Here is a 25,930-nt window from a genome sequence, read left to right on the forward strand (position 1 = left end):
TTGACCACGCACGACATCGCCAGCGATACCGCCACCGCCGACATCTGCACCGAAGCCGAAATCCAGGACCTGGTCCATACCTTCTACGCCAAGGCGCGCGCCGACGAAGCGCTCGGGCCCATCTTCAACGGCATGGTCCACGACTGGGACGAACACCTGGCCACGCTCTCGGACTTCTGGTCAGCCGTTATCCTGGGCACGCGGCGGTTCACCGGCATGCCCATGCCCAAACACGCGGCCATGCCCAACCTGAAAGCCGAGCTTTTCGAACGCTGGCTGGTCCTCTTTGGCGAGACCACCGACGCCCTGCCGAATCGCGCCCTGGCCGATGCCGCGCAGGAAATGGCCAAGCGCATGGCGCGCAGCCTCTGGTACGGCTATCAGTTGTCGCGCGATCCCAACCAGCCGCTGACCGAACTCCGCTCGCCGGCGCATCCCGAACCACATCCCGAAGCGCGCCCCGCCTAGCGGCTCGCGCGATCAGTCCACCCGCCACCACCCCGGCAACAGCCCGCGCACCTTGGCGCGCCGATAGCGGTCATCGATGAGGTGCACGGTGCCCTCATCGTGTTCGGTCCGGATGACCCGGCCCGCCGCCTGCACCACCTTCTGCATGCCCGGGTACAGATACGTATAGTCGTACCCGTTCTCTTCGCCATAACGCATGTCCATGGCGCGCTTCATGTTTTCGTTCACGGGATTGACCTGCGGCAGCCCCAGCGTGGCGATGAACGCGCCGATCAGCCGCTTGCCCGGCAAGTCCACGCCTTCCGAGAACGCGCCGCCCAGCACCGCGAATCCCACGCCTTGCCCCGTTTCGGTAAACCGCGCCAGAAAGGCCGCCCGCCCCGGCTCGTCCATGCCGGGCGTCTGCAGCCAGATCGGCACTTGCGGATGGCGCTCCCGCATCAGGTCCGTCACGCGCTTCAGATAGTCAAAGCTGCTCAGAAAGCCCAGGTAATTGCCCGGCCGCTCGTCGTACTGGCGCGCGATCAGGTCCGCGATGGGCGCCAGCGAACGCTCGCGATCGCGAAAGCGCGTGGATACGTTGCCCACCACGCGCACGGCCAGCTGCCCCGCCTGAAACGGCGCGGCCACGTCGATCCAGGGCGTGTCCTTGGGCAGGCCCAGCGTGTCCCGGTAGAACTGCTGCGGACTGAGCGTGCCGGAAAACAGCACCGTCGCATGCGCCGTCGCGTAGCGCGCCGCCAGATACGGCGCGGGAATCACATTGCGCACACACAGCGTCGACGGCGGCGTCTTGGCGCTGCTGACGCCCGCTTCGCCCAGGGTCACGTCAAACAGCGCGTGGGAGCCGAACTGTTCCGCCAGCCGCATGAAATGCAGTGCCTCGAAATAGAACCCCAGCAAGGGATCACCCTGCGGCAGCGGCGTCTGGCCGATGAACTCGGTGATGGCCGCCACCGCCTTCTGCACTGCCGTCAGCACGCCGGCTGGCGCCGCGTCGTACGCCTGATAGCGTTCCGTCTGCTTCTTGTTCAGTGCGTTCCACGACCGGTGCAGCCCGTCCAGCGGCTTTTTGAGCGCCTTGGGCGCCGCATACCGCGCGGCGGTCAGCCGGTTCTGATCGAGCTCGCCCGTGTACATGCGGCGCGCGCGGTCGACCAGGTTGTGCGCCTCGTCGACCAGCACGGCCACCTTCCACTGATGCGCCTGCGTCAGCGCATGCAGCATGGCCGTGGCGTCGTAGTAATAGTTGTAGTCGCCCACCACCACGTCGCTCCATCGGATCAGCTCCTGCGACAGGTAATACGGACACACCTCGTGTTCCAGCGCGATGGCGCGCACGGTCGGCGCGTCCAGCCGCGTGTGTTCAACCGCTGCGGCGCGGGCCTGCGGCAGACGGTCGTAGAAGCCGCGCGCCAGCGGGCAGGAGTCGCCGTGGCAGGCCAGATCGGGATGCACGCAGCTCTTGTCACGCGCTTGCAGATCCAGAATCCGCAAGCCAGGCTTGGCGGGCTGCGCATTGATGGTTTCCAGCGCCTCCACCGCCAACCCGCGGCCCGATCCTTTGGCCGCCAAAAAAAACACCTTGTCCAGGCCCGTACCCGGACTGGCCTTGAGCAGCGGAAATATCGTGCCCAGCGTCTTGCCGATGCCCGTAGGAGCCTGCGCCATCAGACAGCGGCCATCGCGCGCCGTGCGGTAGACGGCCACAGCCAGATCGCGCTGCCCGGCTCGGAACTCGCCATGCGGAAATGCCAGCGCCTCAAGCGCCGCATCGCGCGCCTGCCGGTGCGCCAGTTCCGTCTTGGCCCACGCCAGAAACCGTTCGCATTGCAGTTGGAAGAACGCAGCCAAGTCCGCAGCCTCGTGCGTTTCCACCAGCACGGTTTCTTCCTCGGTCGCGACGTTGTAGTACACCAGCGCCACCCGCACGTTCGCCAGGCCGCGCGCCTGGCACAGCAGATGGCCGTACACCTTTGCCTGCGCCCAATGCACCACGCGGTGATTCTCGCGCACGCTGTCGAACTGCCCGCGGTAGGTCTTGATCTCTTCGAGTTGATTGGCCGCCGGGTCGTAGCCGTCGGCCCGCCCGCGCACCAGCAGATCGCCAAACACGCCCGACAAAGACACTTCGGTTTCGTAGTCCGGCCCGCGCCGCCCTGTCACTGCCGCGTGCCCCGCCATGCCTTCCAGGCCGCTGGGCGCAGGGGTAAAGCGCAGGTCAAGATCGCCGGCCCGCGCCGTGAACTCGCACAACGCCCGCACAGCCACCGCGTAGCTCATGCGGCCTCCTGCAACCAGCTCACGTGGCATACGCGCACCGGCATGCCGTGCGCCACGCAGTACTGAAGCCAGCGGATCTGGTTGTCCTGCAGCTTGTCGCCGGGTCCCTTCACCTCGATCAGTTCATAACGGCGCTCGGCCGGCCAAAACCGCACCAGGTCCGGCAGACCGGTCCGGTTGCCCTTCACGTCGCGCAGCAGACGCGTAAAGAACAGCTTCAGATGCGCAGCCGGCAGGCAGTCCAGCGCCTGCGCCAGCAAGGTTTCGGACAAGGCGCCCCAGAACACGAACGGCGACTGCAAACCCGCCTTGTCCGCGTACCGCTGCAGAATGACGTCGCGATAGGCGGGCGTATCCAGCTGCGCCAGGCAGGCCGCGAAGTGCGCCTGCCGCCGCGCGTGGAAATCCGGCGCTTCCAGGTCCGCGGGCCCGCGTTGAAAAGGATGAAAGAACGCCCCTGGCAACGGCGCGAACACGGCCGGCCAGCACAGCAAACCGAACAGCGAATTGATCAGCGCGTTCTCGACGTAATGCACCGGCGCGTCGTCGTGATGCAGGTGATCGCGCGTCACGTATTCGACCGAGGAGGGATGCGCCGGGCGGACCAGCGCCAGTTCTATGCGCGGCAGGGTGGGCGCTGCCGCACGCGCCGCCGCGCCCTGCCCCAGCCCACGACGCAGCCGCGGCATCATGCGCGCTACGCGTTGGCTTTCCTCTTCGCTTTCGGGCGCGTTCGCCGCCGTCATGGCCAGCGCCATCGCGTCTTCAAACCGCTGCATCCGTTCATACACCCGGATGCGCCGATGCCGCGCGCCGGGATAGCCGCAGGCCGCGTACACGCGCTGGGCGGCTTCCCAATCCTGCGCACGCTCGCAGGCTTGTCCGATGCGCAGCAACACCTTGGCGCGGCGCTTTTCCAGCCAGGCGTTGCCACTGATGCAATCCTCTGCCGCCCGCAGCAGGTCGTCCACGGCCACGCCGTCGTCCAGCGCCTGCCTGCACGCATGCAACGCGAGATAACAGTCCACGTCCGCCCGCGTCTGAAACGCCCGCGACGCCGCATCGAACGGCACGGTCTCGTATTGAAATACGCCCAGGTCCGCCAGCACGAACTCCGACCAATCCTGATGCAGATTGCCGAAAAACATGAGGCGCAGCCGTTCGCAGCGGTCCGCCACCATCACGCGCCAGACGGCTTCCAAGGAATCGGGCGCCCAGCCGCAGAACGGCCGGGCGTCGGGCATGTCCGCCCGCAGCGTCTCCAGCATGTCGGCCTTGCGCAGGCCCGGCCTGGCTGCCGCCTGCGATGCGAACACGCGGCACAGTTCGGGCTTGGTCAATAGTGCAAACAGTTCATCCAGCGACATCGGCGCCCGCGTGTCCAGCCACCCTAGCGCTTCCAGTGCCGCGGCCGCCTCTTCGACGGCCGGGATCTCTTCGTACACCAGCCGGCTGGCCCGAAACCACGGCCCGCGCCGCATCAGCATGCGCACCATCAACGCCTGCGACGCCTGCGGCAACGCCGCGAAATCCGCCAGAAAGCGGCAATCGTCATCGTCCAGCAGGTCGGCGTAGCGGTCCGAGACCCACGCCAGCGCGCGCTGGAAATTGTGCAGATAGTAGTAACGGTGGGCGGGCAACATCGGCGGCGGCCGGACGGACTGTTTATTTATCCAGTAATCATAGCAGGCCGGCCTGTCCGGATTCTGTCGAAGCGTGCCTGACGATGGTCAGCCCTCTTCTTCTTCGGGCCCCACGAAATACGCCGTGATGGCGTCGTACTCGGCGTCGCTGGTGAGCCCCGCAAGAAACCCGCGCATGAAAAACGGCGCTGAAAAGCCTCAAGCTCTCCAGCGCCGTTTGCCATCCCGCCGGCAAAGCGGCGGGACCGTCGATCATGACATCGTCACATCACTGCGCGCGCACCGGCTGCGGCGCCGCGCCGATGTCCTTACGCACCTTGGCCACGTCGGACGCGCTGACTGCCGCGCCCTTGTTGCCCCAGCTCGACCGCACAAAGCTCACCACGTCGGCGACTTCCTTGTCGGTCATGCGCCAGTCAAAGCCCGGCATCGCGTACGCAGTCGGGGCCGACGCCGTGCCCGGCATCTGCGCGCCCTTGAGCACGATGTGGATCAACGAGGCCGGATCGGCCGAGTTGACCGTCGAGCTCAACGCGAGCTGCGGGAAGGTCTCGGTATAGCCCTTGCCCGTGCTGCGATGGCAAGCCGCGCAGTTGTTCAGGAAGGCCATGGCGCCATCGCTCTTGTCCTTGCCGGTGCGCAGCGCATTCGCCACGGACTCGTCATAGGCCAGCGGTTTGGTGGCGTCCTTGTTCACCGGCGGCAGGCTCTTCAGATACACCGCGATGGCGTTCAGGTCGTCGTCCGTCAGGTGCTGCGTGCTTTCCTCGACCACTTGCGCCATGCCGCCGAACGCTGCCGAATGCCCGTTGCGTCCGGACTTCAGGAAGGCAGTAATGTCTTCCTTGCTCCAGGCGCCCAGGCCGTCGGTCGCGTCGCCGCGCAGGTTCTTGGCCAGCCAGCCTTCGACCACGCCGCCCGACAGGAAGGCCGAGCCATCCGCGTCCGTCAGCGCCTTTTCCTGCAACGCCACGCCGCGCGGCGTGTGGCAGGTGCTGCAATGGCCCAGGCCTTCAACGAGGTACTGGCCGCGCAGCAGCGCCTGCTTGTCCGCGCCGCTCGTGTTCACCGTAACAGGCGCCGTCGCGACATCCGGCGCGAACATCCAGCGCCACACCGTCAACGGCCAGCGCATCGACATCGGCCAGACGATGTCGGTGTCCTTGTTTTCCTGCTTCACGGGCTCGACGCCGTGCATGAAGTAGGCATACAGGGCCTTCACATCCTCCGGCGTGACCTTGGCGTACGCGGTGTACGGCATGGCCGGGTACAGCGAATGTCCGTCCTTGGCCACGCCGTGGCGCACGGCCCGGTCGAAGTCCTCGTACGAATAATTGCCGATACCCGTTTCCTTATCCGGCGTGATGTTCGTCGAATAGATCATGCCCAGCGGCGAATCGATGCCCAGACCGCCGGCAAAGGGCTTGCCGCCCGAGGCCGTGTGGCAGGCGATACAGTCGCCGGCGCGCGACAGATACTCGCCCTGCTTGATCATCTGCGCGTCGGTCGATGCGGGCGTGCCATCGGCCGCGAACGCGGCGCTGGCAACGAGGGCCGAGAAGGCCGCAACAATGGTTTGCTTGATCATTGTTCCGTCTCCTTAAGCCTGGACCAGCGGGCCGGGGTTCTTCAGGTACTGCTCGCGGATCGCCTGTGCCGCCCAGTAGGCCAGCGCGCCGACCAGGCCGGTCGGGTTGTAGCCCATGTTCTGCGGGAACACGCAGGCGCCCATCACGAACACGTTCGGCACGTCCCAGCTTTGCAGGTACTTGTTGACCACGCTTTCCTTGGGGTTCGAGCCCATGATGGCGCCGCCCGTGTTGTGCGTGCTCTGGTAGACGCGCGTGTCGTAGCGCGCGCCCTTCTTGCGCACGGCCACGAAATGCTTTTCAGGATTCATGGCCTTGGCCACGGTCTCCATGCGCTTGCCCATGTAACCCAGCATGTCGAACTCGTTGTCGTGCCAGTCGAACGTCATGCGCAAGAGCGGCTGGCCATACGCGTCCTTATAGGTCGGATCGAGCGACAGGTAGGCATCGCGGTACGACATCACCGAACCGGAAATGCCGATCGTCATGAAGCGCTGATACGCATCCTGCACGCCCGCCTTCCAGGCCGTGCCCCACGTCGGGGTGCCCGGCGTCGTCGGCGTCTGCTTGATCGGACGGCCACCGTAGCGCACGTGGCGGATGCTGGCGCCACCAACAAAGCCCAGCGGGCCGTGGTCGAACTGGTCGCCGTTCAGGTCGTCCATACCCACGCCGCCGGCACCGGTGCCGACAAACGGGTTCAGCTGCGTACCCTTGGGCAGCAGCACGTTGACCGCGCCGTTCATCTGGTACGCGTAGTTCTTGCCGACCACGCCTTCGTTGGTCTTCGGGTCATACGGCTTGCCGATACCCGACAGCAGCAGCAGACGCACGTTGTGCATCTGGTAAGCCGACAGGATCACCAGATCGGCAGGCTGATCGACCTCGTTGCCGTCTGCGTCGATGTACGTCACGCCAACGGCCTTCTTGCCGGTCGAATCCAGATTGACCTTGATGACCTGCGAACGCGTGCGCAGCTCGAAGTTCGGCTTCTTCAGCAGCACCGGCAGAATCGTGGTCTGCGGCGAGGCCTTCGAATACATGTAGCAGCCGTAGTTTTCGCAGAAGCCACAGAAATTGCAGGGGCCAAGGCGCACGCCGTACGGGTTGGTGTACGGACCCGACGCGTTGGCCGCGGGGGTGGGATACGGGTTGAAGCCGACTTCGCGCGCAGCCTTCTCGAACAGCGAAGCGCCGTAGGTCGTGGCCAGCGGCGGCAGCGGGAATTCCTTGCTGCGCTTGCCTTCCAGCGGATTGCCGCCTTCGACGATCTTGCCATTCAGGTTGCCCGCCTTGCCCGACGTGCCGCACACGTATTCGAACTTCGAGAAGTACGGTTCCAGTTCGTCGTAGGTCACGCCGAAGTCCTGGATCGTCATGCCTTCCGGAATGAACTTCTTGCCGTAGCGCGTTTCATAGCGCGTGCGCAGTTCCAGTTCTTCGGGCAGCACGCGGTAGTGCATGCCGTTCCAGTGAAAGCCCGCGCCCCCCACGCCCGTGCCCAGCAGGAACGAGCCGTTCTGGCGGTACGGCACGGCCACGTCATCCACGCCGTGGCGGATCGTCACGGTTTCCTTGGACAAGTCCTGGAACAGATAACCGCGCACCGAGTACTTCAGCTCGTCGATCACCTTGGGGTATTCGGCGTCCTTCGGCGTATCCTGCATGCCACCGCGCTCCAGCGCCAGCACCTGCAGCCCCGCTTCGGTCAGTTCCTGACCCAGGATCGCGCCGGTCCAGCCGAATCCGACCAGCACCGCATCAACTTTGTCTTTCTTGATCGCCATGATTTAACCCTTCTCCCCAGAGATCGACACGGGGCCATAGGGATACTTCACGTTGGGCTGGTCGACCCAGTCCATGAAATCGGCGCGCGCGCCGGGAAAGCCCACCATCTTCCAACCCACCATGTTCTTGTTGCCGCCGTAGATCGGGTCGGCAAAGAAACCTTCCTTGGTGTTGGCCAAGAGGAAACTGAAGAACGTCTTGGACGGCACGGATTCGAATGCGATCTTGCCCGACTGCAGGTCCTTCAGGATCTGTTCCTGCAAGGCCTTGTCCAGTTCAGCGTACGCCTTGCCATGCGTCTTCACGCACCAGGCATCACAGGCCTCGATGCCGTTGCGGTAGACCTGGCGGGGATTCTGATCGAGCTGGTAACCCAGTTCCGGCACCTGATCGGTGTGGAACGGCCCGTCCATGTACCACAGCTTGCCGTGGCCGAAAGGCGTTTCCATCTGACGGTCGATGAACTCGGGCACACCGGCCACGATGGCGCCGGGGCCATACTCGTCGGCGGGAATCAGGTGATCCACCGCGGCAACGATGAAGGCCCATTCGGCCTTGGTGAAATAGGTGGGCTCGTAGGGCTTGGCCGCCTTTGCGGCGTTGCCGTCGGCGGCGTTGGTACAGCCGACAGTCAGGCCGCCGATCGCCAGCGTCGACGCTGGCACAATGGCCATCGTTTGCAGAAACCGCCGGCGCGGCTGTGCGTCATCAGTCATGGACATCTCCGTGAATACTCCAAGTTGTCCTAGCGCGCTACCGAACATGAAACCTGGAAACACGAACTGCCCGAGCTAGTGACAACACGCTCTTTTCTTGCTCAAAATCAACACTGCTCTTTGAAAAGGGACGTAAGAGCAGGTGCCGGCATTATGCGCTTCTGATCTGCTCATTCGACCGTATCAGATGGAATTTCTTGACGTGGGAAAGTCTTTTGCATTAAGGACAACGTAAGAACCTTGGAAATGCCGCGCTTTCTGACAGCAAGGTGAACGAAAACCCTTGATTCATGCGGCCCGCAGACGCGTGGTGTACCGCGCGCAATCCCTGAAATGAACCCCATGCACGCTCATCAATACAGCATTCACGACAGCCTTCCGTTGCAGTGGCAACCGCGCCTTGCCGGAGCGCGCCTCGAGCAGCAATCCATCGGTGAGTCGCGCGCGGACGTCTATCGCATTCGCAGCGCGAATCAGCCTGATCGCTATCTCAAATCCGAGCACACGGGCACGCTGCCCGAACTGCCAGACGAAATCGAGCGCCTGCAATGGATGGCCGAGCACGGCCTGCCGTGCCCCACCGTGATCGACGCGGCCGCCACACCCACGCGGCACTGGCTGCTGATGAGCGCCGTAGCTGGCCAGGATCTGGCCAGCGCGGGTCTGCCGCCTGCGCAGGTGATCGCCATCATGGCCGATGCGCTGCATCGTCTGCACTGCATTCCCATCGACCAATGCCCTTTCGATCACACCCTTGAACGGCGTATCGCCGAGGCCAGACGGGCGCTGGACGCCGGCCTGGTGGACGAATCGGATTTCGATGACGAGAGAATTGGACGCACCGCCGAAGACGCGTTTGCGGAACTCCTTGCGACGCGGCCCACCACGCACGATCTCGTCGTGGCGCACGGCGATGCGTGCCTGCCCAACTTCATGGCCGATGGCGGCGTATTCACCGGCTACATCGACTGCGGCCGCCTTGGCGTCAGCGACCGCCACCAGGACCTTGCATTGGCCGCGCGCAGCATCGAACGCAATCTGGGACGCGAGTGGATCGAGCCGTTCTTTCGCAGCTATGGCGTCGAACCGGATGACCGCCGTCTTGCGTTTTACTGCCTGCTGGACGAGTTCTTCTGAAAGGGTTGCGGGGACGCGCGGCGTCCGCATTGCTGTCCTATATGTGGCGGGCTAATCGCCCCGGCCGTAATACCCCAGGAACATGCCAACCGCCGACTCCGCCACGCGCTCGCGCTCTGCCTTTTTCAACGGCGGTTGCCCCAGCGTGACCTGCGGCCAGAACGCAAAGCCCTTGACCAACCCTTCCAATTGGTGGCCCGCAAAGCCCGGGTCGACTGCTTTGAGACGCCCGTCCGCAATCGCCGCCTGAATCCACGCCGTCACCCCGCTGCCCTTCTCGTCCATCCGGCACACGATGTCCTGCGCGCGATCCGGTGAATGGATGATCTCCGCCATGGCGACCCGCGCCAGATCAATGAAGCTGGCGTCGCCCAGCAACGCCAGCTTCTGCATCAACAACTGCCGCAGTTGCTGCGCCAGCGGCAGATCGGGCCGGTAGGCCATGTCGACGCTGGCCGCACTGCTGGCCCACAACTGCTCCAGCATCAGCGCGAACAGCGCCTCCTTGCTCGGGAAATGGTTGTAGACCGTGCGCTTGGACACGCCAGCAGCCTGAGCGATGCGGTCCATGCTGGTGGCCTCAAACCCCGCAGTGCGGAATTCCTCCACCGCCGCGCGCACGATGTCCTCTCGCTTGCGGTCGGTCAGGCGTTTGGGCGGGCGTTCCTCGGCGGAATCGGGAGCTTTCGTCGACATGGGCGAAATTCTACACCCGACGGTGTACTTTTCTGATTTTGGAAACTACACTGTGCAGTGTAATTTTTGGCGCGAGCGGTTTGCCGCCGTCGCGCCATTTTTCGAATCTCATGGGAACACCCGCCGTGACCGTCCTCTCCGCCTGCAACCGCCGCGCCTTGCCGCTTTATCCGCAATCCCCCCAACAGCGCGACGGACGTTTCAGCAATCCGCGACCGCGCCCCGCCATGGGCTTCTGGAAAGGCCTCAAACTCGCCTGGACCGTCCTCTTCGCCAAGCCAAGCGGCACGGTTCCCGACATCGCCATCCCCCTGCGCGCGCTGGACCGCGCAGCCCTGGAAGCCGCCCCCGACCGTAGCCTTTACCGGCTTGGACATTCCACCATCCTCATGAAACTGCGCGGCCGCTTCTGGCTGACCGACCCCGTCTTCTCCGAACGCGCTTCACCCGTGCAATGGGCCGGCCCCGCCCGCTTTCATGCGCCGCCCATCAGCATCGACGACCTGCCTCCGATCGCAGGCGTCATCCTGTCCCACAACCATTACGACCACCTCGACCGCGCCGCCATCGCACAGCTTGCGAGCAAGACCGCGCACTTCATCGCGCCGCTGGGGGTCGGCGACCAACTGGTAGCCTGGGGCATCGACCCCGCCCGCGTCGAGCAATTGGACTGGTGGCAGTCCACCGAGGTCGACGGCCTGCGACTGACCGCCACGCCCGCCCAGCACTTCTCCGGCCGCGGTCTCACCGACAGCGACCGCAGCCTGTGGGCCTCGTGGGTCATCCAGGACGCCGACCTGCGCGTCTTCTTCAGCGGCGACACCGGCTACTTCGACGGCTTCAAGGCCATCGGCGACGCTTACGGCCCCTTCGACCTGACCCTCATGGAAACCGGCGCGTACGACACGCGCTGGGCCTTCGTCCACATGCGACCCGAAGAGACCCTTCAGGCACACCTGGACCTGCGCGGCCGCTGGCTGCTGCCGATTCACAACGGCACCTTCGACCTGGCCATGCACCCGTGGGAACAGCCGTTCGAGCGCATCACGGCATTGGCACGGGACCATGGCGTCGATCTGGCCACACCGGTCATGGGAGAGCGCGTCGATATCGGGGCGCCACAAGCGGGAACGGCTTGGTGGCGCGTCGGGCAGGCGCAGCGGTAAAAACGGGCCGGCCCGGTTGCGCAAGCCGGGCTTACCCACGGCGGCCGTCCAGTACAATCCGCGTTTGGCGACGTTGTGATCGCCCCTCTGTCTGGACCCCAAGCATGTTGCGTCTGTCTGAAATCAAGCTGCCGTTGAACCACACGCCCGAGGAACTGCCCGCGGCAATCCTCAAGAAACTGGGCATTCCGGCCAGCGACCTGAACGGCTTCACCATCTTTCTGCGCAGCTACGATGCGCGCAAAAAGCACAACATCCTGCTCATCTACGCGCTGGATGTCGATGTCGCCAACGAAGCTGCGATCCTCAAACGCTTTCATGACGACCGCAACGTCAAGCCGTCTCCGGACACCGAATACAAATTCGTCGCCCAGGCGCCCGCCACGCTTAACAAGCGCCCCATCGTCATCGGCACCGGCCCCTGTGGTCTCTTCGCCGGCCTGGTCCTGGCGCAAATGGGCTTCAAGCCCATCATCCTGGAACGCGGCAAGGCCGTGCGCGAACGCACCAAGGACACCTGGGGCCTGTGGCGCAAACGCGTCCTGAACCCGGACTCCAACGTCCAGTTCGGCGAAGGCGGCGCCGGCACGTTCTCGGACGGCAAGCTCTACAGCCAGATCAAGGACCCCAAACACTACGGCGAAAAGGTCCTCAAGGAATTTGTCCTGGCCGGCGCGCCCGAGGAAATCCTCTACGTCAGCAAGCCTCACATCGGCACATTCCGCCTGGTCGGCATGGTCGAAGTCATGCGCGACACCATCACCAAGCTGGGCGGCGAAGTCCGCTTCTCCAGCCGGGTTGAAACGCTACACCGCGAAAACGGCAAGGTCACCGGCGTCACGCTGGCAAACGGCGAACACATCGAAGCCGACCACGTCGTCCTCGCCATCGGCCACAGCGCGCGCGACACTTTCCAGATGTTGCTCGACCAGGGCGTATTCATGGAAGCCAAGCCCTTCTCCATCGGCTTCCGGATCGAACATCCGCAGTCCCTCATCGACCGGGCGCGCTTCGGCCCCAATGCTGGCCACCCGATCCTGGGCGCCGCCGACTACAAGCTGGTGCACCACGCCAGCAACGGCCGCTCCGTCTACAGCTTCTGCATGTGCCCCGGCGGCACGGTCGTCGCGGCCACGTCTGAACCCAACCGCGTCGTCACCAACGGCATGAGCCAGTACTCGCGCAACGAACGCAACGCCAACGCGGGCATCGTTGTGGGGATTTCGCCTGAGGTCGATTACCCGGAGCACGTGCTGGCCGGTGTCGACTTCCAGCGCAAGTGGGAATCCCAGGCCTTCGAACTGGGCGGCCGCAACTACAGCGCGCCCGGTCAGTTGGTGGGCGATTTTCTGGAAGGCAAGGCGTCGACTGAATTTGGCGCGGTGCAGCCGTCGTACACGCCCGGCGTCCACCTGACCGACTTGGCCACCGCCCTGCCCGACTTTGCGATCACTGCCATTCGCGAGGCATTGCCGGCGTTCGACAAGACCATCAAGGGCTTCAACATGCCCGATGCCGTGCTGACGGGCGTAGAAACGCGGACGTCGTCGCCGATTCGCATTAAGCGGGATAACGAGACGCTGGAAAGCATCAATACGCAGGGCTTGTTTCCCGCGGGTGAAGGCGCGGGTTATGCGGGCGGGATTCTGTCGGCGGGCGTGGACGGGATCAAGATTGCCGAGGCTGTGGCGCTGAGCATCATGGGGCGCGTGGGGTAAGGCGGCGCGGTCAGAGATCAGCGATAAGTGCCGATCAGCCTGCCGCCCGGCGCACTCGCCGGACGGCAGTTGCAATCACAGATCCGCCGCGTCCCGCAGCCGCACGCCATCCAAATCCGCGGCACACAGCGCGTCATACATCACCCGGTCGACCACCGGGTCGATCGACATCAGCGTCTGGCGGAATATGTGCGCATTGCCGACGCGCTCGTCTCGAAATACGAGATTGGCGCCGCCCACGACGCTGTAATACAGCTCGTCTTCGCCCGTCAGGAAATTTCGGTCGTACTTTTTCTTGACCCGCGACGCGTCCACATCCAGCGCGTCGAGCGTGCGCATCACATTGCAAAAATAGTATTGCGGCCCCGGCGAGCCGTTGGCCTGCGTATAGTCGCAAGCACTGAACACAAAGGCCTCAGGATCGACCGACTCGAAGACCTGCCTCAACGGCTCCGAGACGATCCAGATGCCGCACCACTGCTCAAATTGTCGAAGCGCCCCGCCTTCTTCCGGCACATGGACTATGTGCGGCCGTTCGCAATATTGCGAAGGATCGCCGTCGGGCGCTTCCATCGTGTACATGCCGGGCCGAATCAGCTTTTCCTCGTTGGCGATTACCAGGCCCGGGCCAATGCCATCGCGCCAGAGGCTTGCGCTAAGGACGAAGTATTTTCCCTTCTGCGATTCAAACTTCATCACGTGAGCATTCTCCGGGGCAAGCCTCGCGCGTCTGAACGGCCAGGCGTTGAAAGTCGGTAGCGGCATACCAGCCAGTCAGGCCGGCGTGCGAGGGAACTCAAGGCTCACAATCGTAACGCCAACATGCGCCACCGAGATTATGCAGACGGCCGCGTCTGCGTCAGCCCGGTGGGCGGTCCGTCGATCGCCGTCCATCCCGCATCCACCGCCAGGCTGCTGCCCGAGATGTAGCTCGCGGCATCCGACGCCAGAAACGCCACCGCAGCGCCCACCTCGGAGGGCTGGCCCCAGCGGTTCAATACCGTGTGGCCGGCGTAGGTGTTGTAGATCTCGGGGCGTTCCTTCAGCGGCTCGGTCAGACGGGTCTCGATGATGCTCGGCATCACCGCGTTGACGCGCACGCCGTAGCTGCCGACCTCGGCCGCGAACGCCTTGACCATCTGCTCGATGCCGGCCTTTGTCGCCGCATAGATGCCCAGACCGGGCTCGATCGTCACGGCGCGCATCGACGAGCACAGGATCATGCTGCCCGCGCCCTGCTTCATCATTGGCCGGCCGAAGTGCCGCATGAAGTGGAAGGCGCCGCGCAGGTTCAGGTTCACCACCTGATCGAACTCGTCTTCCGTGTAATCGACGATCAGCTTGCGGATGTTCAACGCCGGCGTCGCCACGGCGATGTCGATCCTTTTCCGCTCAGTCAAAACCCTGGCGGCCAACTGCGCGATGGACTCGCCGCTGGCGGCATCAGTTTGCATCCAGCCGGCCGCGCCGCCGCCGTCGATGATCTGCTGCGCGGTGGCCTGCGCACCGCTTTCGTCACGGTCCGCGCACATCACGTATGCGCCCATCGCGCCCAGCGCGTGCGCCGACGCCTGACCTATGCCAGAAGCCGCGCCGAGTACGACCGCGATCTTGTCTTGAAGACTGAATAGTTGGGGGTAGTTGGTCATGAAGCTTGGGTGAGAACTGTTATGGATATGGACTGGCTCGTCGCGGATATCGGGCTGCTGTTGAGGGATGCCGACCACCCGCCGCGACTGTCGGTCTGCCCAAGGCGCGGACGCTTGGCTATTATCCTTGCATGACCCAAGCCCCGCCTACCGCAATCGCACCGCAGATCGATGACGCCAAACACATCATCGAACGCCATCTCGGCGTACGCCTTGCCGCCATCCATCTGTTCGGCTCCGCCGTCGACCGCGGGCTGCAACCACACAGCGATATCGACCTGCTCGTCACCGTGACCGCGCCGCCCGACGCGGCCACGCTCCGTGCATTGGCGACCGAACTGCTGATGGTCTCCGCGCCACCGGGCCAGTCGCCCAGTTTGCGCGCACTTGAAGTCACCGTGATGACGCTTCAGCATGTCGTGCCTTGGCGCCACCCGGCCCGCCGGGAGCTTCAGTTTGGCGAATGGCTGCGCAAAGACTTACTGGCGGGCATCGTGGAGCCGCCCATGCAGGACCACGACCTCGCCATCGTTCTGACAAAGGTGTTGGGCCACAGCATTCCGGTCTTCGGCCCGCCCGCCGACCAGCTTTTTGAAGCCGTTCCACGCCAAGATCTGACGCGCGCGCTGCTCGACACCGTTGCTCAATGGAACCAGCCGGAAGACTGGGCGGACGACGAGCGCAACATCATCCTGGCGCTGGCGCGCATCTGGTACACGGCTGTGACGGGGGAAATCGCCTCGAAGGCGGACGCGGCGATGTGGCTGCTGGCGCGGATCGAACCGCAATTTCGGCCGATCCTTAACCACGCGCGGGCGATTTATCTTGGGCAAGCGCCGGACGATCTGGCGCAGCGGCATGCGATTGAAACCGAGGCGTTCATCACTCACGCACGTCGAGTCATCGAGGGTCTTTGCTCCGCCCATTAATAGCGGAACCGGCACACGACACTCATTGCGCCCCGCGTCATTGGGAGCTCAGCTAGCCGCTGGCATCGCTGCTAAAAGCGCAGGGAGAGTGCAGGCAACACGGCGTGCCGCCTGCTCACTATGTTCGGTGCAGCGACTGCCAAACCTGCACATCAAGTCGCTGATTCGGAAGCCGGTCAGTTACTGCTGCGAAGAACCGATCTGCAGAACCGAAGCGTCGCGCTGCATATAGCGGTTCATGATCTGGCTAAGAATCGGATTGCCCACAGTCTCCGCCTTTGGCGCAGTCAAGCTGACGACCGCCGCGCACAGCTTGCCAGCCTGGACGGTACGTCCCTTCACATCGGCCTGCACCGCCGCTGCCAAGCCCTGCTTCCACGCAGCGCCAACACCATCGACCGCCTGCTGAGCGGCGGCGCAATCTGCATACGACAAAGCAATCACAACGGCCGGCGCATCCTTGACCTGCACATCGGCAATGATGCCCCCAAAGTAAGGCGGAATGCCGCGCCCGCTGGACGCCGCGGCCGCCTGAAGCTTCTGCTTCGCACTATCCAGATCGCCGGGCGATCCCGACAACACCTTGGCCGGATCGACCCCTTGCAGACCAAACACCGGCGAAATGACGGCCGCTTGCACGATCCTGCCGCCTTCCGAAGGCACGGCTTCCTTCAACCCGGCCACGGCAGCCGCAACGATCTCGCTGTCCGCAACGGACGGCGCAGTCTGGGACAGCGTCTTCATTCCCGTCGGCCCTGCCGCCTGCACCAACGCCGTATCAAGCGGCAAGACAAACGTCGGCATGCCCATCGTGCCCCGCCATGGCTGCTGCCCAGTGGCTTTGGTCAGATCGGGCTTATTGGGCTCACCGTTCGCCATCAGGCCGGCCACATCGCCGTCCACCGGTTTGAACTCAGCCTGCTTCAGTCGATCCACAAACTTCGCGGCGGCTTGTTTGTCCTTCAGCCCCCAGTAGGTGACATTGCTGGGCGACTGACCAAATCCGGCGAAATAGGACAACTCGTCGAACGGGATATGGGCGCTATCGGACCATTTGTCCAGACCGTGGCCAATGAATTGAAGTGGAGTGATGGCTTGTGCGATGGACAGCCGGCGCATGGCGTCGGCGGTGGGGCCGGCCTTTTCAAGGCTTCGCCAGGCTTGCACGTTGAGGAAAGATATCTGTATCGCTTCAGGGGCGCTCAACACCACCTGCGGTACTTGCTTCAAGGCCTGCTGTAAGGTTTGCGTGCTGTCCGGTGCTGCCACCGACGTACCACTAATAGTCATCAAACCAAGTGCAAGGGCCTTTAAGCGCATCCGATATCTCCTGTGGGGCGTTACCTAAATGAGATCGGGCAGTATATCAATGGTCGGTCACCATTTATGGAGCCCCGATGAGCGGCCGATGAAGCACTCATGATTGCCACGAAACACCGCCCTGATCTTCATTGCCTCGTCCTGTGCCAGGAGGAGCGCGCTATCTTCCAAACCAAACGTTAGACGGGCTGCGATTGGAGTTTTCCTCGTCTGCTCCGCAAAGGTGTTTCTGGTTGCGTACTACGTGAGGCTTCTTCCGTTCGACGGAAGTCTGGCGTCCGCCGCAGTAACGGCGCCCATATTCACCTTGGGTTTCTATGGCTTTCGCTGGGGGTGGTCACGGAGCAAGAAATAACGAAACACTATCCGCCGTCCGGTCAGAAATGCCGAAAGCCCGTGTTTAAGCGGGCTCTCGGCGTCATGCTTACTGCTTAATGCCGGTTTAAGCCGGCCGCAGAATCACTCCCACTCGATCATCAACAGGTCACGCAAGCCCGCGTGGTTAAAAGGATTTGCGATGATCAACATGGGCCATTACCGTCGCTTTTACCGTCATCCGACAAGAGCTTTGTTTAGCGCGGAAGATGAAGGGGTTTGAGGGGCGACGACTCTGGCAACACCATCGTCAATCGCCCTCTAGGATAGCGCAGACATGCACAGCGGTCTTCCTCCAAGCCTCACTTAGTCGATGGCTGCGGCGTTGGCTGCCCTCCCCTCTTGAACCCCCGATCCCCCGCCATGAACGCCTCCAGCATGTGCGGGATCAACTTCTCTGCATCGACTGCTTCGCCATATGCCTGCGCGTGCAGCGCGGCGTAGCGGTCAAGGTCGGCTTTCAAGCTGGCCGGGCAGGCAAATGTCAGCTTGACGTTCTCGATCTTGGGCAGTGGCCCGAGCCGCAGCTTCTTGGTCGTGCTCATTGCGAAGTTCCCCGATTGAAGAACAGCGGCTGGTACGGTCGCAGCACCAGATCCCGGTTGACGATGATGCGAACCGGCAGGCCGGGCCGGCTGGTCAGCGTCGGCTGGATATTCATATTGCGCCGGGTGATCTCCTGCCCGACCTGATTGATGCTGTCCTGGGCGCTGTCACGTCCGGCGATGACGATGCGGTTGCCGTCCTGGCGGTTCTCCGGCGCGGCCAGCTCTGCGCCGACGCCAAGCAGCGTCGTCAGCACCGCACCGGCAAAGATGCGGTTCCAGTGCCAGTCCACGTCATCCTCCAAGCCCGCGTAGCCGGCCGGGTCGGTGCCGACAAGGTTGTCGAGCGTTAGCGAGGACGTGTCGGGCAGGATGATCCGGTTCCACACCACCTGCACGCGGCTCTGTCCGTAGCTGACCTGGCTGTTGTAGCGCCCGAGGATGCGTGACCCCTGGGGAATCAGCAGGAACTTGCCGGTGGCCGTGTCATAGACCGGCTCCGTCACAGTGCCGATCACGTCGCCCGGCAAGTCCGACTTGATGCCTGTCACCAGCGCGCCGGCGATCACCGTTCCGGCCATCACCTGATAAGGCGACGCGGGCAGCGCCAGATTGCCGGAATTGCGGGTTTCCGTAGAACCGGCTTTCAGGAACGCCTCCTTCTGGTCTTGCCGGTTCTGCACGGCGGTCGGGTCGGCGGGCTGGGCCGCCGTCGAGGCAGGCCCAGCAGCGAGCGGATCGAAGGCCGCAAGCGTGCTTGCAGTCCCCGGCGCTGCCTGCGCGACCGTGGCGGCGGTCTGCCCTTGGCCGCCCGAGCGGAAGAACACCGACGAGGCCGCCGCCGCGTCCGCCTCCTTGCGCAAGGCATCTTCAGGATCATGGCCTGGCGGCGAATAGCCCGGTGTCACCGGCTGCTGCGAAGCGACGATGGCCGGGCCAAGGTCGCCGGGCAACGGCGGCCCCAGCTCGGGCACATCGGGCGGCAAGGCTGGTGGCAGCTTCGAGTAGTCCGTCGGCAGCGCATCCAGCCCTTCGGACTTCGAGACGCGATCGACGTTGTAAAGCTCGGCCTGCTCGCTGGTCCCGCGCCGCTGCGGCTGCAATGACCAGATCGTGGCCCCGAGCACGGCGACCGACAGGCCGCCGGCGAGGATGGCCAGCGTGCGCCGGTTCAGGCGCGTGACCGGGCGCGGCTGGGCGCGCAGCGCCACCGCCTCGGGCGCTACCTTGCCCGTCTGCGGCGTGGCGAGGTCGGGGGTGTCGTCCTGGCTCATGGTCAGTTCCTCCGTGCAACGCCGTCCGTGCGCTCGATTCGCACCACGTCGCCCTTGTCCCCGCCCAGGCGCAGTTCGGCGGCACCGAACAGCCGATCCACGATGTAGTACGGCGAGCGGAAGCGGTAGTTGACCAGTTGCCCGTCGCCTTCTGGCCCGATCACGAACAGCGGCGGCAGCTCGCCTTGCGCGATGCCGGCGGGGAACTGGATATAGACCTTCTGCCCGTCGTCGAAGGCGCGCAGCGGCTTCCACGGCGGGTTGCTACCGCTGACCGCGTAGCGGAAGCGCAGGTTTTCCAGCGACAAGCCGGAGTCCACCGGCGCGGCGGCGCTGGCCGCCTGCGCCTGGCGCTGCAAGGCCAGTATCCGGTCACGCGGATACTCCCAAGAAGCCGACGCCATCCACGTCTTTTCCGTCGAAGCCAACTCCAGCAGGTACGTCCTGCGGTTGGTGGTGATGACGAGATTGGTCTTGAGGCCCGAGCGGATCGGCTTGACCAGCACATTGACGCGCAGGTCAGCACCGCTGCCGCTCGACGTATCGCCCACGATCCAGCGCACGGTATCGCCAGCGGCCACCGTCACCAGCTCCTCGCCCGACTGGAGCGAAATCACGGTCACGCGGCCCACGGCTGCATAGACTTGGTAGAGCGCGCCATCGGTGAACGGCCACACCTGAATCGCGTTGACGTATCCCTCGCGCGTGGGTGCGACGCGCGCCTCGGCATTGGCCTGAGAGACGCGCACCTTCTCGTCGGCTGGCTCCGGCGTGGGCTTGGCGTCCTCGGCTTCGGGCAATGGCTTCAACTGCGCCGGCATCGGCAGCACCTCGGGCACCGCCACCACCTCCACCGGCGCGGGTGGCTCGGGTAGCTGCTGGGCCTGCACTGGCTCATCGAGCGAGATGGTCGGCGGTGGCTTGCCCTGCGTGGCGCAGCCCGCCAGGGCAAGCAAGATCACCGGCAAGGCGGATTTACGGAAAAGATCATTCATGGCTTGGCTCCTTCGGAAGAATCCAGTTCGCGGCTCCACGACAGGCCGTTGACGTAGATGCCCAGGGGGTTCTTGCGCAGGCGTTCTTCGGTGCGCGGCGGCTGGAGCACGATGGACACCACGGCCGTCCACCGCTCCAAGCCCGCCGCGGCGCCGTTGACGTAGCGGCGTTCCGTCCAGCGCACGTTGAAAGACGTGTCGCTGGCGCGCACGACGCTGGTGATCTGCACCGTCACCGACTCCTTGCCGATGCGCGCGAACGGGTCGTTGACCCGTGCGTAGTCGTTGAGCACGGCCGCGCCCTTGTCGGTCGTGTAGTCGTAGGCGTCCAGCCAGTTCTCGCGGACGACGATGGGGTCGATGGACAGCGAGCGCACCAGCGTCACGAAGCGCGCGATGTGGTGAGCGGTTTGCGCATCATTGGGTCGGTACGGCGTGGCGGCTTCGCCCACGGCGCGTACCTGGCCCGCGTTGTCCACCTCCACCACGTAGGGCGTCACGATGGACTGCGCCGAGCGCCACACCAGGCCGCCGGCCATCAGCAGCGCAAGCGTCAGGCAGCCGAAGGCCATCAGGCGCCAGTTCTTCGCCTGCACGCGCGGCGAGCCGATACGGTCGTCCCACACTTGGCCGGCAACTTGGTACGGCGTGGCAGGCTGCGGCGTGTCGGCATAGCGCACCTGCGGTTTTCTGAATCGCATGGTTAGTTCTCCTTATGAATCGGAATCGCGCAGGCTCGGCCCCTGGCCGGAGCCGCCGCCATCGCCACCGCGCAGTGCGTGGGCGGTGGTGGTCGCGGCGTGGGTGAGTTGCTGGCGGCGATGCAGGCGCTTGGCCCAAGCGGGCTGTTCCTGTGTCTGCGCCGTAGCAGCGCCGGATGCGGCCTCGCCTGCGGCACCCTGACCGGATGCCGCACCCGCGCCGCCATCGGCAGCAGCGCCATTCCAGCCAGCGCGGAAGGGAGCGGCCATGCGTTGCCCGGCAGCGGAAGCGCGGGATGTAGCGCCTCGCCCGGCTGCCTGCGCGCCGGTCTTGGCGACGTTGCCCAGGCCCGCCATAGCGCCCTTTGCGCCGCCGCCAGCGGCGGCGGAACCGGCCTGGAACGCCGACTTCGCACTGCTGGCCGCCGACGTGGCGGCGCGCGCACCGCTACCGGCCAGCTTGGCGGCAGCCGGGGCCATGCGCGCACCAGCAGCCACGGCGCCACCCACGCCCGTCGCGGCGGCGCCGATGGCGACGGCCGTGCCGGCAGCGCCGACAGCAGCACCGGCCATTGCGCCAGCGCCGAGCTGCGGCGCACCGGAGACGAGGCCCGTGGCGATGCCGGGGCCGAAGATCCCCAGCGCCAGCAGCGTGAGTGAGGCCAGCATGATGACCAGCGCGTGGTCGATGGACGGCTCGGCGGGATGGACTTGGAACTGAGCGAACAAGCCCGAGCCGATACCGACGATCACGGCCAGCACCAGAACCTTGACGCCGGAGGCCACCACGTTGCCCAAGACCTTTTCGGCGAGGAACGCGGTCTTGTTCCAGAGCGCGAATGGCACCAGCACGAAGCCCGCGAGCGTGGTCAGCTTGAACTCGATCAACGTGATGAAAAGCTGGATCGCCAGCACGAAGAAGCAGAGCACCACGACCAGCCAGGCGATGAACAGCACCAAGATGGGGTCGAGGTTCAAGAACACTTCGGGAAAGCCCGCCATCTCGCCGACCTGCTCCAGAATGGGCGCCCCGGCGTCGATGCCGGTTTTGGCCAGTCGGCCCGGCTGCAAGAAGTTCTCCATCGTGATAGCCGAGCCGGTGGCGGTGATGCCCAATCCCGCAAACGAGCGGAAGACGATGCTGGCCAGCCAGTTGAAGTTATTGATGATGTAGGCGAAGGCGCCGACGTAGAGCACCTTGCGCAGCAGCTTGGCGATCACGTCCTCGCCCTGGCCGGTGGCATGGCTCATGGCCCAATACAGCCCGGCGATCGTCATGTCGATGACGATCAGCGTGGCAGTGAGGAACGCCACTTCGCCCCGCAGCAGCCCGAAACCCGAGTCGATATAAGCGGCAAAGGTGTTGAGGAATTGGTCGATGATGGTCACGTCATTCATGGCGTGTCCTCCGGTTCGGGTGGCATTGCGGACGCCACGCCATCGGCCGGCTCCTCGAAGCTCGGCGGGATCGGCGGCAGGTCGGCCAGCGTCTGGTATTCATCCGGCCCAGCCTGGCCGGAGAAGAAGCGCTGCCGGAAGGCTTCGGCGGCGGCGCAGCAAGCGTCCTCGCCCGTGGCCTGCATGACCTGTCGTGGATGGGCCGTGCATTGCTCGCGCAACGCCTTGAGCCGCACTGGATCGGCGGCCAGGGCATCGGCAAGGTGGTCGGCCGGCTGCTCGCCGCAAGCGGCCAGCAGCGCGGTACATAGGACGAGGACGCATCGCATGGCGGCCTCCGTCAGTTGCCGTAGAAGTTTACGGACTGCGGTGTGTACGGCGTGCCGTCACCCAGGAAGCGCCGCCGCACCTCGCGGGCGCGCTCCGTGGCCGCCGCCTGCCGCGCCAGCTCCAGCGAGGCAGCCCGGTCTTGCGTGATCTGAAGCCGCTGCGCTTGGATCGACTGCTTGGCCTGCAAGGCCAGCAACTGGTTCATGGCCTGCATGGCCTGCAACGCACCTTCGGCCGACTGGCTCTTGCCAACGAGATCGGCCAGCACGCTCTCGTCTTCGCCCAGGTTCTGCGACACCTGCGCCTGCATCTGCATGGTGGTCTGCAAGCCGTTGAGCGTGTTCCGCCAACGCTCCTGCGCGTCGCGGACCATCTGGTCGCCGCTGACGGTGGCGGCGTACTGCTCGGGATACAGGCGCGCGAACTCCCGATCCAGATTCGTCACGTCGTAGGCCAAGCCTCTGGCCTGGGCGATCAGCCGCTCGGTCGTCGCCAGGTTGGCGCGCAACTGGTTCACCACGCTGGACGGCAGGCTGGCGAGGTTGCGCGCCTGGTTCATCAGCATTTGCGCTTCGTTTTGGAGCTGACGAATCTGGTTGTTGATCTGCTCTAGCGTGCGGATCGCGGTCAGCGTGTTTTGCACATAGTTGGTCGGATCAAAGACAATGCGCCAGGCCAATGCTGGTGAAGGCGTCAATATCGTCAGCGACAGTGCGGCAGCAAGCGAAATGGAAAGCGCACGGATCTTCATAGCTGGTTCTCCTATGAGTGGTCGGCGGTACGGAGGGAAGCCGGCGCGAGGCCGGGGAACGAGAGCAGCAGGTCGTCCGCCCAATCGAGGCCGCGATGGCGCAGCCAGGCGCCAGCGAAGCCGGGCACGCCGACATCCAGCAGCACGCGGTCTATGTCGCGCTGGTCTTGCGGCGTGGACGCGCCTGCGAAGGCGAGCGCCGTCGGCCCCAGGTCGAGGTCGAACAGACGGTTTCCGAGTCGGGATTGGTAGTAGTAGTCGCGCTTGGGCTGCGCGGTGGCAACGATTTCGATCTGCCGTCGGTTGAGGCCGAAGCCCTCGTAGATCGTGCGAATCTGCGGCTCGGTCGCCTGCGGGTTGGGCAAGAAAATCCGGCTCGCGCAGCTCTCGATGATCGTGGGCGCGATGCTCGAATCCTTGATGTCGGCTAGGCTCTGCGTGGCGAAGATGACGCTGACGTTCTTCTTCCTGAGCGTCTTGAGCCACTGCCGGATACGCGCGGCAAACACCGGGTCATCCAGGAACAGCCACGCTTCATCGAGGATCAGCAGCGTGGGCGCCCCGTCGAAGCGTTCATCGAAACGCGCAAAGAGGTAATGCAACACGGCCATGACGGCGGCCTTGCTGTGCATCAGCTCCTCCATCTCGAAGCACTGCACGTCGGCCATGCCCAGCCGGTCGTGGTCGGCGTCCAGCAGCTTGCCGTGGGCGCCACCCAGCACATACGGCGACAGCGCCTGCCGCAGCGTGTTCGATTGCAGCAGCACGGAAAGCCCTGTCATCGTGCGCTGCTCCACCGGCGCACCGGCGAGACTGCCCAGCGCCGACCAGATGGATGCTTTCTCGTCGGGGCCGACCGCCACGCCTTCGTGCAGCAACCGGCCTTCGATCCATTCAGCAGCCCAGGTGCGGTAGCCCTCGCGGTCGATGCGCGCGAGCGGCTGGAAGGCGATTTCGCCATCCGTGCCCAGGTCGTAGTGCTCGCCGCCCAGGCCGAGGATGGTGGCCCGTATGGAGCGGCCCATGTCGAAGGCGAAGATGCGCGAGCCGCGATAGCGGCGGAACTGCATCGCCAGCGTGGCGAGCAAGACCGACTTGCCCATGCCGGTCGGGCCGGCGACCAGCGTATGGCCCACGTCGCCGATGTGCGTCACGAGGCGAAACGGCGTGGCGCCATCGGTGCGTGTGACGATCAGCGGCGGGCCGTCGAGGTGGTCGTTCTTCTCTGGCCCGGCCCACACCGCCGACACCGGCATCATGTGCGCCAGGTTCAGCGTCGAAACGATGGGCTGGCGCACGTTCGCGTAGGCGTTGCCGGGGATCGAAGACAGCCACGCATCCACGGCGTTGAGCGTTTCGGGGATGGTCACGAAGCCCCGGCCCTGGATGACACGCTCCACCATGCGCAGCTTCTCGTCCGCCACGGCGGCGTCCGTGTCCAAGACGGTGACGGTCGCCGTCAAGTAGCCGAAGGCGACTTGGTCGCTGCCCAGCTCCTGCAAGGCAGCGTCGGCGTCGGCCGCCTTGTTGTTGGCGTCGGTGTCCACCAGCGGGCTTTCCTGCTGGAAGATCGTTTCGCGCAGCAGCGCGATGACGTTCTTCCTTTTCGCAAACCACTGGCGGCGCAGGCGGGAAAGTTCTTTCTCCGCCTCGGATTTGTCGAGGCACAGGAACCGGGTTGACCAGCGATAGGCAAATCCGAGGCGGTTGAGGTCGTCCAGAATCCCCGGCCAGGTCGAGGTCGGGAAGCCCCGCACCGACACCACGCGCAGGTGCTGGTCGCCCAGCATGGGTGCCAAGCCACCGACCAGCACGGAGTCGGTCAGCAGCGCGTCGATGTGGAACGGCACCTCGGGCACGCCCACGCGATAGCGCCGCGTCGAGATGGTCGCGTGCAGGTAGGTCAGCGTCTGCGCGTCATCGAGCCAGTCAATTTCCGGCATCACGCCGTCGAGCAGGTCAAAGACGCGATCCGTTTCCGCGACGAAGGCTTGCAGCCGCTCGCGCCAGTCCACGCCATTCGTGGGCGTGTTCTCGTAGAGCATCCTGGCTGCGCGGGCGCGGGATTCTTCCGGCGGCAGGTAAAGCAGCGTCAGGTGATAGCCGCTCTCGAAGTGATGGCCCGATTCCTCGAAGGCGGCCCGGCGTTCTTCCTCCACCAGCCACGAAAGCGGTTCGGGAAACTCCGAGCGCGGATAGTCGGCAGCGGCCCGGCGCTCGGCTTCGATGAACAGCGCCCAGCCCGATCCCATGCGGCGCAGGGCGTTGTTCAAGCGCGCCGACGTGGCGATCAGTTCGCCTTGCGTCGCGCTGTCGAGGTCAGGCCCGCGAAACCGAGCCGTGCGCTGGAAACTGCCGTCCTTGTTCAAGACGACGCCCGGTGCGACCAGTCCGGCCCAGGGCAGCCAGTCAGCAAGCAAGGCCGGGCGCTGGCGGTATTCGGCGAGGTTCAGCATCGC

Annotated in this window: 22 protein-coding genes; 5 read left to right on the plus strand and 17 right to left on the minus strand. The window is 64.7% G+C overall.

Translation table 11 applies throughout. The features are described 5' to 3' along the window. Positions 1-468 carry a group III truncated hemoglobin gene (locus tag KW836_RS17300; RefSeq protein WP_255595833.1) on the plus strand — a complete coding sequence of 156 codons (468 nt, stop codon included), beginning with the start codon at positions 1-3 and terminating at the stop codon, positions 466-468. A 12-nt stretch (positions 469-480) separates the two neighbouring features. Here KW836_RS17300 and KW836_RS17305 read toward each other — a convergent pair whose 3' ends face one another. The 5 genes from KW836_RS17305 to KW836_RS17325 form a co-directional block, all read right to left on the minus strand. After that, positions 481-2,751, minus strand: a complete 2,271-nt coding sequence (locus tag KW836_RS17305; RefSeq protein ID WP_218344178.1) for an ATP-dependent DNA helicase — start codon at positions 2,749-2,751, stop codon at positions 481-483. Continuing rightward, entirely contained in the window at positions 2,748-4,394 is a 1,647-nt protein-coding gene (locus KW836_RS17310) for a VRR-NUC domain-containing protein (protein ID WP_218344179.1), read from the minus strand. The genes KW836_RS17305 and KW836_RS17310 overlap by 4 nt, the downstream gene beginning before the upstream one ends. A 268-nt stretch (positions 4,395-4,662) precedes the next feature. Beyond that, positions 4,663-5,982 (minus strand): cytochrome c, encoded by a 1,320-nt coding sequence (locus KW836_RS17315; RefSeq protein WP_175121200.1) that lies wholly within the window; start codon positions 5,980-5,982, stop codon positions 4,663-4,665. Positions 5,983-5,994: 12 nt separating this feature from the next. Beyond that, a complete protein-coding gene (locus KW836_RS17320; RefSeq protein ID WP_175121199.1) occupies positions 5,995-7,770 on the minus strand; it encodes a GMC family oxidoreductase in 1,776 nt (591 codons plus the stop codon). Positions 7,771-7,773: 3 nt separating this feature from the next. Next, positions 7,774-8,487 (minus strand): gluconate 2-dehydrogenase subunit 3 family protein, encoded by a 714-nt coding sequence (locus KW836_RS17325; protein ID WP_175121198.1) that lies wholly within the window; start codon positions 8,485-8,487, stop codon positions 7,774-7,776. A 342-nt stretch (positions 8,488-8,829) separates the two neighbouring features. Between KW836_RS17325 and KW836_RS17330 the strand changes: the two genes are divergently transcribed. Then, positions 8,830-9,624 (plus strand): APH(3')-II family aminoglycoside O-phosphotransferase, encoded by a 795-nt coding sequence (locus KW836_RS17330; RefSeq protein WP_218344180.1) that lies wholly within the window; start codon positions 8,830-8,832, stop codon positions 9,622-9,624. 51 nt (positions 9,625-9,675) lie between these two features. Here KW836_RS17330 and KW836_RS17335 read toward each other — a convergent pair whose 3' ends face one another. Then, on the minus strand, positions 9,676-10,320 hold the full coding sequence (locus KW836_RS17335; protein ID WP_218344181.1) for a TetR/AcrR family transcriptional regulator: 645 nt from the start codon (positions 10,318-10,320) through the stop codon (positions 9,676-9,678). Between the two features lie 110 nt (positions 10,321-10,430). Here KW836_RS17335 and KW836_RS17340 point away from each other — a divergent pair, with 110 nt between their 5' ends. After that, positions 10,431-11,486, plus strand: coding sequence for an MBL fold metallo-hydrolase (locus tag KW836_RS17340; RefSeq protein ID WP_218344182.1), 1,056 nt, complete (start codon positions 10,431-10,433; stop codon positions 11,484-11,486). Positions 11,487-11,590: 104 nt separating this feature from the next. After that, positions 11,591-13,204 carry an NAD(P)/FAD-dependent oxidoreductase gene (locus KW836_RS17345; protein ID WP_218344183.1) on the plus strand — a complete coding sequence of 538 codons (1,614 nt, stop codon included), beginning with the start codon at positions 11,591-11,593 and terminating at the stop codon, positions 13,202-13,204. Positions 13,205-13,279: 75 nt separating this feature from the next. On the opposite strand, the gene KW836_RS17350 is transcribed toward KW836_RS17345, so the two are convergent. Then, positions 13,280-13,900, minus strand: a complete 621-nt coding sequence (locus KW836_RS17350; protein WP_218344313.1) for an imm11 family protein — start codon at positions 13,898-13,900, stop codon at positions 13,280-13,282. Between the two features lie 140 nt (positions 13,901-14,040). Next, entirely contained in the window at positions 14,041-14,931 is an 891-nt protein-coding gene (locus tag KW836_RS17355; RefSeq protein WP_370633039.1) for an SDR family NAD(P)-dependent oxidoreductase, read from the minus strand. A gap of 53 nt (positions 14,932-14,984) precedes the next feature. Between KW836_RS17355 and KW836_RS17360 the strand changes: the two genes are divergently transcribed. Continuing rightward, on the plus strand, positions 14,985-15,782 hold the full coding sequence (locus KW836_RS17360; RefSeq protein WP_218344184.1) for an aminoglycoside adenylyltransferase family protein: 798 nt from the start codon (positions 14,985-14,987) through the stop codon (positions 15,780-15,782). Between the two features lie 180 nt (positions 15,783-15,962). Here KW836_RS17360 and KW836_RS17365 read toward each other — a convergent pair whose 3' ends face one another. From KW836_RS17365 to trbE, 9 genes are all read right to left on the minus strand, one after another. Continuing rightward, positions 15,963-17,102 carry a hypothetical protein gene (locus tag KW836_RS17365; RefSeq protein ID WP_255595834.1) on the minus strand — a complete coding sequence of 380 codons (1,140 nt, stop codon included), beginning with the start codon at positions 17,100-17,102 and terminating at the stop codon, positions 15,963-15,965. A gap of 677 nt (positions 17,103-17,779) precedes the next feature. Continuing rightward, positions 17,780-18,022, minus strand: a complete 243-nt coding sequence (locus KW836_RS17370; protein WP_110140681.1) for a DUF2274 domain-containing protein — start codon at positions 18,020-18,022, stop codon at positions 17,780-17,782. Then, a complete protein-coding gene (locus tag KW836_RS17375; RefSeq protein ID WP_110140683.1) occupies positions 18,019-19,296 on the minus strand; it encodes a TrbI/VirB10 family protein in 1,278 nt (425 codons plus the stop codon). Before KW836_RS17375 ends, KW836_RS17370 begins: the two co-directional genes overlap by 4 nt. A gap of 2 nt (positions 19,297-19,298) precedes the next feature. Next, positions 19,299-20,291, minus strand: a complete 993-nt coding sequence (gene trbG / locus KW836_RS17380; RefSeq protein ID WP_110140685.1) for a P-type conjugative transfer protein TrbG — start codon at positions 20,289-20,291, stop codon at positions 19,299-19,301. Next, a complete protein-coding gene (gene trbF, locus KW836_RS17385; protein WP_110140687.1) occupies positions 20,288-20,992 on the minus strand; it encodes a conjugal transfer protein TrbF in 705 nt (234 codons plus the stop codon). Before trbF ends, trbG begins: the two co-directional genes overlap by 4 nt. Positions 20,993-21,004: 12 nt before the next feature. Next, the gene (gene trbL / locus KW836_RS17390) at positions 21,005-22,390 is read right to left on the minus strand and encodes a P-type conjugative transfer protein TrbL (RefSeq protein ID WP_110140689.1); all 1,386 of its coding nucleotides are present in this window, start codon (positions 22,388-22,390) and stop codon (positions 21,005-21,007) included. Then, positions 22,387-22,719, minus strand: coding sequence for a hypothetical protein (locus KW836_RS17395; protein WP_110140691.1), 333 nt, complete (start codon positions 22,717-22,719; stop codon positions 22,387-22,389). The genes trbL and KW836_RS17395 overlap by 4 nt, the downstream gene beginning before the upstream one ends. A gap of 11 nt (positions 22,720-22,730) precedes the next feature. Next, a complete protein-coding gene (trbJ, locus tag KW836_RS17400; protein ID WP_058907022.1) occupies positions 22,731-23,471 on the minus strand; it encodes a P-type conjugative transfer protein TrbJ in 741 nt (246 codons plus the stop codon). An 11-nt stretch (positions 23,472-23,482) separates the two neighbouring features. Next, positions 23,483-25,927 (minus strand): conjugal transfer protein TrbE, encoded by a 2,445-nt coding sequence (trbE, locus tag KW836_RS17405; protein ID WP_110140693.1) that lies wholly within the window; start codon positions 25,925-25,927, stop codon positions 23,483-23,485. Positions 25,928-25,930: the final 3 nt, after the last annotated feature.

It is taken from the genome of Achromobacter sp. ACM05, from assembly GCF_019218915.1.
GTDB lineage: Bacteria > Pseudomonadota > Gammaproteobacteria > Burkholderiales > Burkholderiaceae_B > Achromobacter > Achromobacter animicus.